Genomic DNA, 15,810 nt, shown 5'->3' on the forward strand with positions numbered 1-15,810 from the left:
TTGCATCATCGAATCCGCCTGCACGAATGCAGACGGACCGAATCGCCCTACTTCTTTTTCTGCGGCGGCAGGTCGGTACAGACGCCTTCGTACAACTCGGCGGCCATGCCGATCGATTCGCCGAGCGTCGGATGCGGGTGAATCGTCTTGCCGATATCCGTTGCGTCCGCACCCATTTCGACCGCGAGACAGACTTCGCTGATCAGGTCGCCCGCGTTCAGACCGACAATCCCTCCGCCGATCACGCGATGCGTTTCCTCGTCGAACAGCAGCTTGGTGAAGCCTTCGTCGCGGCCGTTGGCGATTGCGCGGCCCGAAGCGGCCCACGGGAACACCGCCTTGCCGTACTTGATGCCTTCGGCCTTCAACTGATCTTCCGTCTTGCCGGCCCAGGCCACTTCCGGATCGGTGTAAGCCACCGACGGAATCTGCAGCGCGTCGAAGTATGCCTTTTCGCCGTGTGCGACTTCGGCGGCGACGTGAGCTTCATGCACGGCTTTGTGCGCCAGCATCGGCTGACCGACGATATCGCCGATCGCGAAGATGTGCGGCACGTTGGTGCGCATCTGCTTGTCCACGTCGATGAAGCCGCGATCCGTCACCGCGACGCCTGCCTTGTCCGCTCCGATCTTCTTGCCGTTCGGCGAACGGCCGACGGCAACCAGCACGAGGTCGTAGCGTTGCGCTTCGGCCGGGGCCTTCTCGCCTTCGAACGACACATAGATGCCGTCGTCTTTCGCTTCGGCCGCCGTGGTCTTGGTCTTCAGCATGACGTTGGCGAAACGCTTGCTGTTGTACTTCTCCCAGACCTTGACCAGATCGCGGTCCGCGCCGGCCATCAGGCCGTCGAGCATTTCGACCACGTCGATCTGCGCGCCGAGCGTCGCGTACACCGTGGCCATTTCCAGCCCGATGATGCCGCCGCCGACCACCAGCATGCGTTGCGGAATCTGCCGCAGTTCGAGCGCGCCGGTCGAATCGACCACACGCGGATCTTCGGGAATGAACGGCAGCTTTACCGCTTCCGAGCCCGCGGCGATGATCGCCTGCTTGAACTTGACGACCTTCTTGCCGCCCTCGACCTGCACTTCCATATGATGCGGATCGACGAACGAACCCGTGCCCGTCACGACTTCGACCTTGCGCATCTTCGCCATGCCGGCGAGACCGCCGGTGAGCTTCTTGACGACGCCCGACTTGAAGTCGCGCAGCTTGTCGAGATCGATTTGCGGCTTGCCGAACGTGATGCCGTGCGAGCCGAGCGCTTCGGCTTCGTCGATCACCAGCGCTGTGTGCAACAGCGCCTTCGACGGAATACAGCCGACGTTCAGACACACGCCGCCGAGCGTCGAGTAACGTTCGACCAACACCGTCTTCATACCCAGGTCAGCAGAACGGAACGCCGCCGAATAGCCGCCGGGGCCCGAACCGAGCACGAGCATGTCGCACTCGATATCCGCGTTGCCGGAGAAGCTACCCGCTTGCGGAGCGGGCGCAGCCGCCTTGGCCGGAGCCGCCGCCTGCGGTTTTGCTTCCGCTTGAGCGGGCGCTTTCTCAGGTTCCTTGGCCGGAGCCTTCGGCGCATCTTTCGCGGGAGCCGCGTCCGCCGATGTTTCGACGAGCGCGATCACCGTGCCTTGCGAGACTTTGTCGCCGGCTTTGACGCGGACTTCCTTGACCGTGCCGGCGGTATCGCTCGGCACTTCGATGGAGGCCTTATCGGACTCGAGCGTCATCAGCGCCTGTTCGTTCTCGATGACGTCGCCCGCTTTGATATTGACTTCGATGACATCGACATCCTTGAAGTCACCGATATCCGGCACTTTTACTTCGACGAGACTCATTAGTGTCCCCTTCTCTTATTGATCGTGATGAGACGAACGCACTTCACTTCGGCCTGAAGGCTGGCGACGTCCTGGACAGAATCAGCCTTTGCTGTCCGCCCAAGGACGCGCCTTTCTTTTGCCTACTTTTCTTTGGAAGACAAAGAAAAGTAGGTGCCGCCCCGCACAGGGGCAACACTAATAGACCGACATGAATGCAAGTTCAACGAGAGACGCGGATACCAAACAAAAAACCCGCGCCCCGCGCAACCCAATCACCACATCAAAGAATCACACGCCGGAAATCGGCAAGAAGCGCCCCAAGATACGCATTGAACCGCGCCGCCGCAGCACCATCAATCACACGATGGTCATACGACAAAGAAAGCGGCAAGATCAAACGCGGCACAAACTGCTTGCCATCCCAAACCGGCTTCATCGCGCCACGCGACAACCCGAGAATGGCGACTTCAGGCGCATTGATAATCGGCGTGAAGTTCGTGCCACCAATGCCACCCAAAGAAGAAATCGAGAAGCACCCACCTTGCATCTGATCCGGCTTGAGCTTGCCATCGCGCGCAGCCTTCGACAGCTCGGCCATTTCCTTGGCGATCTCGATCAAACCTTTCTTATCCGCATCGCGAATGACAGGAACGACCAGACCGTTCGGCGTATCAGCCGCAAAGCCGATATGGAAGTACTGCTTGAACACCAGGTTATCGCCGTCGAGGCTGGCATTGAACGTCGGGAACTGCTTCAGGGCGGAAACCACGGCCTTGATCACGAAAGCCAGCATGGTGATCTTCACACCGGCCTTTTCGTTTTCCTTGTTCAACTGCACGCGCAGCGCTTCGAGATCGGTGATATCCGCTTCGTCGTTGTTCGTGACGTGCGGAATCATGACCCAGTTGCGATGCAGATTCGCGCCCGAAATTTTCTTGATACGCGACAGCGGTTTCGGATCGATCGGACCGAACTTCGTGAAGTCGACCTTTGGCCACGGCAGCAGATTCAACTCGCCGCCACCCGCGGCAGCCGGTGCAGCAGCGCCAGCCGGCGCGGCACGCTGGCCGGTCATGACGCCCTTGATGAAGGCAGTCACGTCGGCTTGCGTAATGCGGCCCTTCGGACCCGTGCCCTGCACCTGCGTCACGTCGACGCCGAGTTCGCGCGCGAACTTGCGCACGGACGGCGATGCATGGCTCGCATGGCGCGCGCCGCCTTCGCCGGCCGGAATCACCGGTGCCTGAGCGAGCGCCGACGGAGCCGCCGGAGCCGGCGACGGTGCAGCCGGTGCGTCGGACGGCTTCTCGACCTCCTGCCTAGGAGCCGGAGCCGGCGCAGCCGCGCCACCTTCCGCTTCCACGACCACGATCACCGAGCCTTCCGACACGGTATCGCCGACCTTGACCTTCAGTTCCTTGACGATGCCGGCAGCCGAGCTCGGCACGTCCATGGTCGCCTTATCGGATTCGAGCGTCACCAGCGACTGCTCTTTCTCGACGCGATCGCCGACCTTCACCGCGACTTCGATCACGGGAATGTCTTTGTAGTCGCCGATATCCGGCACTTTGACTTCCTGCAGACCACCGCCACCGCTGGCGGCAGGCGCCGGCGCGGCCGCGGGTGCGGCCGAAGGTGCCGGAGCCGGTGCGGCGGCAGGCGCCGGAGCCGGTGCGGCCGCGCCGCCTTCCGCACCTTCCAGCACGACGATCAGCGAACCTTCCGACACGTTGTCGCCGACCTTGACCTTCACTTCCTTGACGACGCCGGCGGCCGAGCTCGGCACGTCCATGGTCGCCTTGTCGGATTCCAGCGTAACGAGCGATTGCTCTTTTTCGACGGTGTCACCCGCCTTCACCAGCACCTCGATCACAGGAATGTCCTTGTAATCGCCGATGTCCGGCACCTTGACTTCGATCGCTTGACTCATTGTTAGTGTCTCCTGGGCCGCGCACGCGGCCTGCCCCTGGCGATCAGGGGCGGGCGCGCACGCCATGGCACACGGGGAATGATGCCTTAGACGGTCATCGGGTTGGGTTTGGCGGGATCAAGGTTGTACTTCTTGAGCGCCTCGGCGACTACCTTGCGTTCGATCGTGCCTTCATCTGCGAGTGCATTCAACGCGGCAACCGTGACCCAGTAGCGGTCGACTTCGAAGAAGTGGCGCAGCTTTTCGCGCGTGTCCGAACGGCCGTATCCATCCGTGCCCAGCACGACGAACTTCTGCGGCACGAACGCGCGGATCTGTTCGGTCAGCGCGCGCACATAGTCGGTCGAGGCGATGACCGGACCTTGTGCGTCCTTGAGCAGCTTCTCGACGTGCGAGAGCTTCTTTTCTTCGGTAGGGTGCAGCAGGTTCCAGCGCTGCACTTCGTGGCCTTCGCGAGCCAGTTCGGTGAAGCTCGGCACGCTCCACAGATCGGCGGCGACACCCCAGTCGTTCTTCAGCAGATCGGCGGCGGCGATCACTTCGTTGAAGATCGTGCCCGCGCCCATCAGCTGCACGCGCGGCGCCTTCTTGTCGGCTTCGGCCTTACGGAACGAGTACATGCCCTTGATGATGTCGGCCGCTACAGATTCGCCCTGCGGAATCGCCGGGTGCTCGTAGTTCTCGTTCATCACCGTGACGTAGTAGTACACGTCTTCCTGATCCGCGACCATGCGGCGCAGGCCGTCCTGCATGATGACCGCGAGTTCGTAACCGAACGTCGGATCGTAGCTGATGCAGTTCGGCACCGAAGCTGCCCACAGCAGCGAGTGACCGTCTTCGTGTTGCAGGCCTTCGCCGTTCAGCGTCGTGCGGCCGGCCGTGCCACCCAGCAGGAAGCCGCGCGAACGCATGTCGCCCGCCGCCCATGCCAGATCGCCAATGCGCTGGAAGCCGAACATCGAGTAGAAGATGTAGAACGGAATCATGATCTCGCCGTGCGTCGAGTAAGACGTCGCGGCTGCGATCCAGTCGGCCATACCACCGGCCTCGTTGATGCCCTCCTGCAGAATCTGACCGGTTTCCGACTCACGGTAGAACATCAACTGGTCGGAATCTTCCGGCACGTACTTCTGGCCTTCCTGATTCCAGATACCGATCTGGCGGAACAAACCTTCCATACCGAAGGTACGCGACTCGTCCGGCACGATCGGCACGATGCGCTTGCCCAGCGCCTTGTCTTTCAGCAGGATGTTCAGGATCCGCACGAACGCCATGGTCGTGGAGATCTCGCGGCCTTCGCCCGTGCCCTTCAACAGCGGCTCGAATGCCGACAGTTCCGGCACCGGCAGCGACTCGGCCTTCTGGCGACGCGCCGGCAGATAGCCACCGAGGTCCTGACGGCGAGCACGCATGTACTCCAGTTCCTTCGAACCTTCTTCGAACTTGAGGTACGGCACGTTGACGAGGTCTTCGTCGGCGATCGGCAGGCGGAACTGGTCGCGGAATTTCTTCAGCTGATCCACGTGCAGCTTCTTCTGCTGGTGGGTGATGTTCATCGCCTGGCCGGCTTCGCCCATGCCGTAGCCCTTGATCGTCTTCGCGAGGATGACGGTCGGCTGGCCCTGCGAATTCGACGCTTCCTGGAACGCTGCGTAGATCTTGTGCGGATCGTGGCCGCCGCGGTTCAGATTCCAGATTTCCTCGTCGGACCATTCGGCGACCAGCGCCTTCAGTTCCGGCGTGTTGAAGAAGTGTTCGCGCACATACGCGCCCGACTCCGACTTGTACGTCTGGTACTCGCCGTCGACCACATCCATCATGCGGCGCATCAGCGCGCCCGACTTGTCGCGTTGGAACAGCGCGTCCCAGCGGCTGCCCCAGATGACCTTGATGACGTTCCAGCCGGCGCCGCGGAATTCGCTTTCCAGTTCCTGGATGATCTTGCCGTTACCGCGCACCGGACCGTCGAGGCGCTGCAGGTTGCAGTTGATCACGAACACGAGGTTGTCGAGCCGTTCGCGGCCGGCCATGCCGATCGCACCGAGCGATTCCGGCTCATCCGTTTCGCCGTCGCCGAGGAAGGCCCAGACCTTGCGGCCGTCGGTCTTCGCAATGCCACGCGCCTGCATGTACTTCATGAAGCGCGCCTGATAGATCGCCATGATCGGGCCGAGACCCATCGAGACGGTCGGGAATTGCCAGAAGTCCGGCATCAGCCACGGGTGCGGGTACGACGAGATGCCCTCGCCGCCCACTTCCTGACGGAAGTTGTCGAGCTGGTTCTCGGTCAGACGGCCCAGCAGGAACGCGCGCGAGTAGACGCCCGGCGACGAGTGGCCCTGCACGAACACGAGATCGCCGCCATGTTCGGCCGACGGCGCGTGCCAGAAGTGGTTGTAGCCGACGTCGTACAGCGTGGCGGCGGAAGCGAACGAGGCGATGTGGCCGCCGACGTTGGTGTCCTTGCCGGCGCGCAGCACCATCGCGATGGCGTTCCAGCGCGTGTACGAGCGGATACGGTGTTCGATGTCCTGATCGCCGGGGATCTTCGCCTGACGCGAAACCGGGATCGTATTGATGTAAGGCGTGTTGGCCGAGAACGGCAAATGTTCGCCGTGCACGCGGGCGAATTCAATCTGTTTCTCGATCAGGTAGTGAGCGCGATCTGGGCCCACAGCAGAAATCACGCCATCCAGCGCTTCAAGCCATTCGCCGGTTTCCTGGGGATCGTCGTCTTTTTCAGCAGCGACATATTTCATGACTTCGTCGGGTACAGCGGACATGCTCGTCTCCTGGATGTAGAGGAACGCTCTTTGAACAGACGACGCGGACGAAGCACGGCCGCGGCAGCTTCGGCCGATTGTAATAAGGGTCCCGACGTCCACGCAACAAAATTTTCGAATTACGAGATCGAATCTCATAATGCGAAAAATTGTTGCGGCGCAACCTGATTTGACTGCCGATCGACGGATACGTTGGCTAGTTTGCGCCGATTAATGGTCCTTTCCGCGCTTTTTTGCGCCATTTGCTAGCTTCACGCTGCGCTACAATGCCACGCATGTTGACCGAACGGCTTTTCGCACGCTCGGCGCGCACCGCCGGTTCGCCCGCGGATTCGACGCCGTCCTCCCGCTGGCACCACGGACCGTGGTGGTCCAATTCCTATTTGCTCACGCCGCTCCTGTCGATCCTGGTCTTCCTGGTCGTCATGAGTCTGATTTTGTGGAGCCTGAACCGGCGCGAACAGCAACAGCAGGAAGACACGCTTTACCGTAATGTCGCGTGGGCGCAGCAGCAGATCCGCCTGTCCATGACCGGCGCGCAGGAGCAGATCCAGGCGCTCGCGCGCGATCTGGTCGCCGGCCACGCCGATCCGCATTCGTTCCAGGTGTCCACCACGGACATCATGCAGGGGCATCCCGAGATCCTCTACATGAACTGGTACACGAGCCAGCAGCAGCCGCGCTGGCCCAATACCGCGCTGCCGGTGTTCGGCCAGCGTCTGGCCAAGCCGAACGACACGCAGATGGACGAAGCCGTCAAAGCGGCCTTCGCCGAGGCGCGCAACACGCGCCGCCAGGTGTATTCGCCGCTCATCTACGACGACCTCGGCAACGGCTACATCACGCTGCAAACGCCGGTGTTCCGCGACCGCGACTTCCTCGGCACGATCGCCGCCGTCTTCTCGGTGGAAGGCATCCTCAAGCACGACATTCCGCCTGAGCTGTCCGCCAAGTACAAAATCTCGATCATCGACGTGAACAACCGCGAGTTGACCACCACGTCGACCCGCCCGCGCCTGCCGCGCGACATGTTCTACGATCTGCCGCTCGACCCGCCGGGCCAAGGTGTCTCGGTGCGCGTCTACGCGTTCCCGCAGATGACCAACTTCACCAACAACACGCTGGTATGGCTGGTGGCGGGTCTCTCCTGTTTCGTGTTGTGGAGCCTGTGGAGCCTGTGGAAACACACGCGCCAACGCTTCGAGGCGCAGCAGGCGCTGTACGCCGAAGCGTTCTTCCGTCGCGCGATGGAAAACTCCGTGCTGATCGGCATGCGCGTGCTCGACATGCATGGGCGCATCACCCACGTCAATCCGGCGTTTTGCCGCATGACCGGCTGGGACGAAAGCGATCTGGTCGGCAAGAACGCGCCGTTCGCCTACTGGCCGCGCGACGCTTACCCCGAAATGCAGCGCCAGCTCGACATGACGCTGCGCGGCAAGGCGCCCTCTTCCGGCTTCGAATTGCGGGTACGCCGCAAGGATGGCTCGCTGTTCCATGCGCGTCTCTACGTGTCGCCGCTGATCGACAGTTCGGGCCGCCAGACCGGCTGGATGTCGTCGATGACCGACATCACCGAGCCGAAGCGCGCGCGCGAAGAACTCGCCGCCGCGCACGAACGCTTCACCACGGTGCTCGAAAGTCTCGACGCCGCCGTCTCCGTGCTGGCCGCCGACGAAGCCGAACTCCTGTTCGCCAACCGCTATTACCGGCATCTCTTCGGCATTCGCCCGGACGGTCATCTGGAATTGGCGGGCGGCGGGTTCGATAGCGCACAGGCGTCGTCCGATTCGATCGATATGGTGGATACCTACGCCGGCCTACCCGCCGCCGCGTTGACCGAAAGCACCGCCGATGCACAGGAAATCTACGTGCAGAGTATCCAGAAGTGGTTCGAAGTGCGCCGCCAGTACATTCAGTGGGTGGACGGCCACCTCGCGCAGATGCAGATCGCAACCGACATCACAACTCGCAAGCAGGCCCAGGAACTATCGCGCCAGCAAGACGAGAAGCTGCAGTTCACCAGCCGTCTGATGACGATGGGCGAAATGGCCTCGTCGCTCGCGCACGAACTGAACCAACCGCTCGCCGCGATCAATAACTATTGCTCCGGAACCGTCGCACTGGTTAAATCCGGTCGGACGACACCTGACAATCTGCTGCCAGTGCTTGAAAAGACCGCCCAGCAGGCGGTGCGCGCGGGCATGATCATCAAGCGCATCCGCGAGTTCGTGAAGCGCAGCGAGCCGAAGCGGCAAGCCACGCGCGTGGCCGATATCGTCGCCGACGCCGTGGGTCTGGCCGAAATCGAGGCGCGCAAGCGCCGCATTCGCATCGTCACGGATCTGCGCTCGCGCCTGCCGGTGATCTACGTCGACCCGGTGCTGATCGAGCAGGTGCTGGTCAACCTGCTGAAGAACGCCGCCGAAGCGATGGCCGAAGCCCGTCCGAATGCGGTCGATCCGGTGATCCGCGTGGTCGTGCGGCTGGAGAGCGGGTTTGTCTGCATCAGCGTCGTCGACCAGGGACCGGGCGTCGACGAAGCGACAGCCGAGCGGCTGTTCGAACCGTTTTACAGCACCAAGTCCGATGGTATGGGCATGGGGCTGAACATTTGCCGTTCGATTATCGAATCGCACCGCGGCCGTCTGTGGGTGGTCAACAACGTCGAATCTGACGGCCACATCACAGGCGCCACGTTCCATTGCAGTCTGCCTATTGGAGAGCCTGATGGCCCGAGCAACGGCGGGACACAGGCGCCGACACCACAAACCGTTACGGGAGAGCTATGAACAGCCCAGTCACCACACAGGAAACTGTCTTTGTCGTCGATGACGACGAGGCCGTGCGAGATTCGCTGCGCTGGCTGCTGGAGGCGAACGGCTACCGCGTGCAATGCTTCTCCAGCGCCGAGCAGTTCATCGACGCATGGCAGCCGCATCAGCATCCGGGCCAGATCGCGTGCCTGATTCTCGATGTGCGGATGTCCGGCATGAGCGGGCTCGAGTTGCAGGAACGCCTGATCGCCGACAACGCATCGCTGCCGATCATTTTCGTGACGGGCCACGGCGATGTGCCGATGGCCGTGTCCACGATGAAAAAAGGCGCGATGGACTTCATCGAAAAGCCGTTCGACGAAGCCGAGTTGCGCAAGCTGGTCGAGCGCATGCTCGACAAGGCGCGCAGCGAAAGCACCAGCGTGCAGCAGCAGCGCGCCGCGGCAGAACGTCTCGGCAAGCTGACCGCGCGTGAGCATCAGGTGCTCGAGCGCATCATCGCCGGCCGCCTGAACAAGCAGATCGCCGACGACCTCGGCATCAGCATCAAGACGGTCGAAGCGCACCGCGCGAACATCATGGAAAAGCTCAACGTCAACACGGTCGCCGATCTGCTGCGACTGGCGCTGTCGAACAAGCCGCAACCGGCGCAATAAGCCTCGCACGGCGGCGCTTACCCCGAAGGAGGGCCCTTTGGGGAACTCGCCGCCACACCAGAAGTGACTGCGTGCCAACGGCCGGACTATCAAAGAGTCCGGCCTGTTTCGCCCTCTTTTTCCCTCCTCATTTCCCTCCCCTCGATCGCACGGCAATCACGACGAAGCGCGTGATTTCGACGCACCCCGCGCGTGCAAAATAATACGCATTGCTCAGCAATTACTTACGCTAATCCGCAACAGGTTCTTTCCTCAGACAAGATTGACGGATTCGGACGCGCCCCTTAATTTACACAGAACTCCTTAGCAGACATCGCCGATGCGACGATCGACGCGGGAGTGACTTGCTGCGATACGCCGCATGCGGCATCGCCTGGTGATGCGAAACAATTGGAGCAGTTCGAGCGCCTTTACGCGGCATCGTGCCGTGCCGATCGAGCCGTCCGACCACCCACCGGACACCGGCCCGACTCGCCATTTCCTTGCCGTATTCCATCGCGGCGAAGCGACGCAGCCCGTGCTGCGCACCGACATCTCGTCGTATAAACCCACCGGGAGGAATTCATCGTGAAACGATACGGAGCACACCGCTCGCCTGTGATGCTTATTTGCGCCGTTCTTGCGGGAGCGCCGCTATTCGTCGGACTGGCCGCGCCGGACGTCGTCCATGCGCAAGGCACAGCGAAAATGTCGAACCAGCAACTCGATTCACTGGCGGCCCCGATTGCCCTTTATCCGGACGCCCTGCTCGCCCAGGTGCTGATGGCCTCGACGTTTCCGCAAGACGTGCAGGCGGCGGCCATATGGTCCAGAGTCAACTCGACGCTGCAAGGCGACAGCGCCGTCAAGGCTGTCGCGTCCGAACCGTGGGATCCGAGCGTGCAGTCGCTCGTTGCCTTCCCGCAGGTGCTCGCCACCATGGCCTCGAAAGCGGATTGGGTGACGCAACTCGGTAGCGCGTTTCTCGCCCAGCCCAACGACGTGATGGACTCCGTGCAGCGTCTGCGCAGGCAGGCACAGGCCGCGGGCAATCTGAAGACGACGTCGCAGCAAACGGTCGTGGTCGAACAGAGCACGATTCAGATCGTGCCGGCCAATCCGCAAGTAGTGTACGTGCCGACCTACAACCCGACCGTGGTCTACGGCGTGTGGCCTTATCCCGCGTATCCGCCGGTGTATGTTCCGCCGCCGCCCGGTTATGTGATCGGCACCAGTTTCGTCGCGGGCCTCGCGTTCGGCACCGGCGTCGCGGTGGCGAACGCGCTGTGGGGCGGCTTCGACTGGAACTCACATGACGTCAACATCAACGTGAACCGGTACAACACTATCAATGTGAACAACCGGATCAACGTGAATGGCAGCACGACGAACTGGAATCGCAACACCAACATCAATCGCAACGTCGGCAACGCGAATGTCAATCGCAGCTTGAACAATAACGTCGGCGGCGCACAGCGCGATGCGTATCGCGGCCGCGACGACGCCCGCGCCCGGGCGCAGCAGACGCTGCAAAACCGCACTGGCCAGAATCTGGGTGGCAGCGCGAGCCAGCGTGTGCAAGGCATTCATCACGGCGGCACGGCGAACCCCAAGTTGCAGAACCGCGCGCAGAACGTCAATCGCGACAACGCGCTGCGCGGCGCCGGCGACGGTAAAGCCGCGCGGCAGGACACGCAGCGCGGCCAGGCAAGCCGTGATGCGCTCGCCGGCCGCGGTGGTCAGCAGCATGCGGACGGCACGACCGGCGCAAATGCCAGCGGCCTGCAGCGCACAAGCGAAGGTCTCGTCGCAAATGGCGGCGGCCAGCATCACATGAGCGGAAATCTCGGCGGGAACAGTGGGGGCGTTCAGCGTAGCGGCGGTACCGCCGGCTCGGGCGGCGGCTTGGGCGGTGGCAGTGGCGGCGGTGGCAGTGGCGGCGGCGGCTTGGGCGGCGGCGGCCCAGGCAGCGGCGGAGCAGGCGAACATCACTTCGGCCGCAACCGTTGAACAAAAAAGGAGAAGTCTGATGATGCGTCCATTCTCTCGGGGCAGGCTGCGTGCCCAGGTCCTGATACTTGCTATCGCGCTCGGCAGCACCGGCGCACTGCTGCTGGCGCCGGCGCTGCTAATCAGCGCGATCCCCGCTCATGCCCAGGCGATCTATCCCAGCGCGGACGACGCCGCCAATGCCTTCGTCGAAGCCCTCGCCCGCAACGACGACGATGCCCTCAAGCGCGTGCTCGGCGGCGATTTTCATCGCTTCATTCCAACCGAAGGCATCGGCGAGGATGACATCTATCAGTTCCTCGGCGAATGGTCGAAAAACCATCAGATCGTCGAGGACCCCGTCATGGACAAGGGGCGCGCCACCGCGCATCTGACGGTCGGCTACAGTGGCTGGACCCTGCCGATTCCGCTCGTGCAGTCGGGCAACGGCTGGCGTTTCGATCCGCCGGCGGGACGCGACGAGATGCTGACACGGCGCATCGGCCGCAATGAACACGCCGCGATCCTGACCTCGCTCGCCTACCTCGATGCGCAGTACGACTATCGCAACCTGACCCAGCACTATGCACAGCGCTTCGTCAGTACGCCGGGCCAGCACGACGGCCTGTACTGGACGACGGCGCCCGGCGAAGCGGAAAGTCCGCTTGGGCCGCTCGCTGCCACGATGCCCGACGGCACGCAGCCTGAAGAGGCGTATCACGGCTATCACTTCCGCATTCTCACGGCACAAGGGGCTCACGCGAAGGGTGGCGCGCGGAACTACGTCGACAATGGCGTGCTGAGCAAGGGGTTCGGACTGATCGCATCGCCGGCCGACTATGGCAAGACCGGCGTGATGAGTTTCATCGTTAATCAGGACGGACAGGTGTATCAGAAGAACCTCGGGCCGCGAACCGCACGCGCGGCGGCGGCGATCACATCGTTCGAGCCAGGCGCGGGTTGGCAGGCGGTCCAGCCATAGCAAGTCGCGTTTGACAGCTTTGCCTCCGCCCGCCGCACCAGGTGGCAGGCGCGACCCCGAACACGCGCCTGGCGGCGCACCCGCTGCCGCCACCGTTCGAACCGGGCATCCGTCCCACCACGTGAGGCAAGCGCGGCCGACATCCGTAGCGCTGCCGCACAGCCTGGAATCCGTACGCGGCGCACCTGGCAGGGCCGGTATAATGTCGCACTTTGCAGCGCTGCTTAACCCCGATTCGCGCCGCGCGCTTTTCACGTGCCGACCCATTCCCGTTGAAAAGCGCCATCGCGCGCGGCACGCACAAGCGTCTGCGCCCTGCCCCGCTTCCCAAACTGCCCATCTCGACCGACCATGACTGCCAAACTGATCGACGGCCTAGCCCTCTCCAAGACCCTGCGCGCCGACGTCGCCGCGCGCGCCGCCGCCCTCACCGCTCGCGGCCATCAGCCGGGCCTCGCGGTGGTGCTGGTCGGCGACAATCCGGCCAGCGAAGTCTACGTGCGCAACAAAGTGAAGGCGTGTAACGACAACGGCCTCGGCTCGTCGTTCGACCGTTATCCGGCCGAGCTGCCGGAAGCCGAGCTGCTCGCGCGCATCGACGAACTGAACCGCGACCCGCGCATTCACGGCATTCTGGTGCAACTGCCGCTGCCGCCGCATATCGACAGCCACAAGGTGATCGAAGCGATCGCGCCGGAAAAGGATGTCGACGGCTTTCACGTTGCCAACGCCGGCGCGCTAATGACCGGCCGGCCGCTGTTCCGCCCGTGCACGCCGTACGGCGTCATGAAAATGCTCGCCGCTTACGAGATTCCGCTGCAAGGCGCGAACGCGGTGGTGATCGGCCGCTCGAACATCGTCGGCAAGCCGATGGCGCTGCTGCTGCTCGAAGCGGGCGCAACCGTCACGATCTGCCACAGCAAGACCCGCGACCTGGCCGCTCATACGCGCAACGCCGACGTGGTGGTCGCCGCCACCGGCTTGCGCAACATCCTCACGGCGGAGATGGTGAAACCGGGCGCGGCGGTGATCGACGTCGGCATGAATCGCGACGAAGCCGGCAAGCTGTGCGGCGACGTGGATTTTGCGGGCGTCAAGGAAGTGGCGGGCTACATCACGCCGGTGCCGGGCGGCGTCGGCCCGATGACCATCACCATGCTGCTCGTCAACACGATCGAAGCCGCCGAGCGCGAAGCGGAAGCGAACGCGTAAACGGCGGGAGAAAAGCCGGCGGAGCATCTTCGCCGGCTTCGGGACTTGACGGCCCTGGCCGTCGCGCCGGGGCATCGACATCCATCGGCGCCGAACGCGCGCCGCAGTTCTCAGCGCTCTGTTCGATCGCCTGAACGCGGGCGAAGCACCTTCGCCGGCTTCGGGACCTAGCGGCCCTGGCGGCGTCTTGCCAAACTCTCCAAGTCAATCGGCACCGGCCGCGGACCTCATACTCAGCACATCTCAGCGCACCGCCTGATCGCCAGCCGGCATACCCGCGGCTACCTGCGTCGACGGCCGCGCCAGACGCCCGCGGCACCACTTCAGCACCGGCCGCTCCACGAAGTGCCACGACAGCGCCGCGCACAAAAGAATAAACGGCGCGGCAATCAACACCGCCGCCACATGGCTCAACTGCGGCGCGATGTTCGCGACGCATTGCTGCACCATGAAGCCGTACAGATAGATGCCGTACGAGTAATCATGACGCGGCACGAAGCGCCGCAAGAGCGGCGTCGTCCCGATCCACAGCACGCCGTACACGAAGGCCAGATAGAACAGCGGCTGCGCGCCGGCCGTGTCGCGGAACACCAGGAACACCATCGCGAACGCCAGCGCCGCCAAGCCGTTGATGTCGATCCGCTCACGCCAGCCATACAGCAGCATGCCCAGCATGAAAAACGGCTGCGGCCAGAACGAATAGCCGTCGGGCGTTTCGCTGAAATCGCGCAAGCCGATCTGCCAATGCGCGTGATCCACGTTCAGCATGAATGTGGCGCAGCCGAGCGCGGCCGCGAGCACCACGCCACGCGAGTTGGACAGCAAACCCACCATGCCGGTCACGAGCACGAGCAGATAGCAGCGCACTTCGACCGGCAGCGTCCAGAGCGGTCCACAGATGTCGACGGGATAGCGGTTGTGCTCGAACACGCCGGGCAGCGCCCAGCCGGCCGACCGCACGATGGTCGAGAAGTTGTCGAGGTTGCCCCAAGTCATGCCGGAGGCAAAATACTCGCGCAGCGTCAGCGTCGTAAAGAGCGGACCGACGATGAACACCGTCACCAGCGACCCGGCCGCCACCGCCGGCCACAGGCGCGCGATGCGCAACACGGCGAAGCGCGGCACCGAGCGTTGCCGGTCGAAACTGGCGGTCACCAGCATGCCGCTCAGCAGGAAGAAGGCGTAGACGCCCAGCGCGCCGAAACCGTCGAAACCCAGCGCGTTCTGGACCCAATCGGTGCTGCCGTCGGGAGCCTGGAGCACATACGAATGGCCATACACGACGGCAATGGCGGCCAGCAGTCGCACGAGATCAAAATTGTTGCCCTTGTGCGATAGAGCGTCCGAAAGCGGATTCATTGATACCTCTTTGCAAAAAACGCCGCTGACCGGTAGCGACGCTCCACCTTGCCGCATAGCAGCAATCGGGACCGTGCGCTTTCGCACAAAGCACAGCGGCGCGTTATTGCCGCGCGCGGCGCCGCCCGGCCTATCCGGCACGCGCACAAGGCCGCGACATCTGATAATTTGTCTGCCGACGGATTGGAATCGGCGCGCCCTGCCCCAATAATGTCTGTATCGGCCGTTATGGGGCGTCATTGCACGCGCTCCGAAGGAAGTCCCCTTGTGGGACGCCCGTCGATGCACCGATTACCCGTTCACCCGCGTCAGACAGG

The 15,810-nt window shown here is 63.1% G+C and carries 10 protein-coding genes; 6 read left to right on the plus strand and 4 right to left on the minus strand.

The features are described 5' to 3' along the window. Window positions 1–47 precede the first annotated feature (47 nt). The 3 genes from lpdA to aceE all read right to left on the minus strand — a co-directional run bounded on the left by lpdA (window position 48) and on the right by aceE (window position 6,539). Complete coding sequence (lpdA, locus tag P0D80_RS08470) at window positions 48–1,844, minus strand: dihydrolipoyl dehydrogenase (protein WP_408175846.1); 1,797 nt, start codon at window positions 1,842–1,844, stop codon at window positions 48–50. Between the two features lie 262 nt (window positions 1,845–2,106). Continuing rightward, window positions 2,107–3,756 carry a dihydrolipoyllysine-residue acetyltransferase gene (aceF, locus tag P0D80_RS08475; protein ID WP_408282751.1) on the minus strand — a complete coding sequence of 550 codons (1,650 nt, stop codon included), beginning with the start codon at window positions 3,754–3,756 and terminating at the stop codon, window positions 2,107–2,109. An 86-nt stretch (window positions 3,757–3,842) separates the two neighbouring features. Then, window positions 3,843–6,539 (minus strand): pyruvate dehydrogenase (acetyl-transferring), homodimeric type, encoded by a 2,697-nt coding sequence (gene aceE, locus P0D80_RS08480; protein WP_132373818.1) that lies wholly within the window; start codon window positions 6,537–6,539, stop codon window positions 3,843–3,845. A 275-nt stretch (window positions 6,540–6,814) separates the two neighbouring features. Here aceE and fixL point away from each other — a divergent pair, with 275 nt between their 5' ends. From fixL to folD, 6 genes are all read left to right on the plus strand, one after another. Continuing rightward, entirely contained in the window at window positions 6,815–9,331 is a 2,517-nt protein-coding gene (gene fixL / locus P0D80_RS08485; RefSeq protein WP_132376838.1) for an oxygen sensor histidine kinase FixL, read from the plus strand. Then, window positions 9,328–9,972: an oxygen response regulator transcription factor FixJ gene (gene fixJ, locus P0D80_RS08490; RefSeq protein WP_006051254.1), complete on the plus strand. Its 645-nt coding sequence runs from the start codon at window positions 9,328–9,330 to the stop codon at window positions 9,970–9,972. Before fixL ends, fixJ begins: the two co-directional genes overlap by 4 nt. Window positions 9,973–10,348: 376 nt before the next feature. Next, window positions 10,349–10,543: a hypothetical protein gene (locus tag P0D80_RS08495; protein WP_408282755.1), complete on the plus strand. Its 195-nt coding sequence runs from the start codon at window positions 10,349–10,351 to the stop codon at window positions 10,541–10,543. Then, window positions 10,540–11,961, plus strand: coding sequence for a DUF3300 domain-containing protein (locus P0D80_RS08500; protein ID WP_408282758.1), 1,422 nt, complete (start codon window positions 10,540–10,542; stop codon window positions 11,959–11,961). The genes P0D80_RS08495 and P0D80_RS08500 overlap by 4 nt, the downstream gene beginning before the upstream one ends. Window positions 11,962–11,980: 19 nt before the next feature. Further along, window positions 11,981–12,922: a DUF2950 domain-containing protein gene (locus P0D80_RS08505; protein WP_408282760.1), complete on the plus strand. Its 942-nt coding sequence runs from the start codon at window positions 11,981–11,983 to the stop codon at window positions 12,920–12,922. A gap of 351 nt (window positions 12,923–13,273) precedes the next feature. Then, complete coding sequence (folD, locus tag P0D80_RS08510) at window positions 13,274–14,134, plus strand: bifunctional methylenetetrahydrofolate dehydrogenase/methenyltetrahydrofolate cyclohydrolase FolD (RefSeq protein WP_408282761.1); 861 nt, start codon at window positions 13,274–13,276, stop codon at window positions 14,132–14,134. Between the two features lie 243 nt (window positions 14,135–14,377). Here folD and P0D80_RS08515 read toward each other — a convergent pair whose 3' ends face one another. Continuing rightward, window positions 14,378–15,493, minus strand: a complete 1,116-nt coding sequence (locus tag P0D80_RS08515) for an acyltransferase family protein (RefSeq protein ID WP_408282764.1) — start codon at window positions 15,491–15,493, stop codon at window positions 14,378–14,380. Window positions 15,494–15,810: the final 317 nt, after the last annotated feature.

This window comes from Paraburkholderia sp. RL17-373-BIF-A (genome assembly GCF_046030175.1).
GTDB lineage: Bacteria > Pseudomonadota > Gammaproteobacteria > Burkholderiales > Burkholderiaceae > Paraburkholderia.

Coding starts and splice junctions, on each gene's coding strand:
- lpdA (WP_408175846.1), bottom strand. CDS start 1,844: ATGAGTCTCGTCGAAGTAAAAGTGCCGGATATCGGTGACTTCAAGGAT.
- aceF (WP_408282751.1), bottom strand. CDS start 3,756: ATGAGTCAAGCGATCGAAGTCAAGGTGCCGGACATCGGCGATTACAAG.
- aceE (WP_132373818.1), bottom strand. CDS start 6,539: ATGTCCGCTGTACCCGACGAAGTCATGAAATATGTCGCTGCTGAAAAA.
- fixL (WP_132376838.1), top strand. CDS start 6,815: ATGTTGACCGAACGGCTTTTCGCACGCTCGGCGCGCACCGCCGGTTCG.
- fixJ (WP_006051254.1), top strand. CDS start 9,328: ATGAACAGCCCAGTCACCACACAGGAAACTGTCTTTGTCGTCGATGAC.
- P0D80_RS08505 (WP_408282760.1), top strand. CDS start 11,981: ATGATGCGTCCATTCTCTCGGGGCAGGCTGCGTGCCCAGGTCCTGATA.
- folD (WP_408282761.1), top strand. CDS start 13,274: ATGACTGCCAAACTGATCGACGGCCTAGCCCTCTCCAAGACCCTGCGC.
- P0D80_RS08515 (WP_408282764.1), bottom strand. CDS start 15,493: ATGAATCCGCTTTCGGACGCTCTATCGCACAAGGGCAACAATTTTGAT.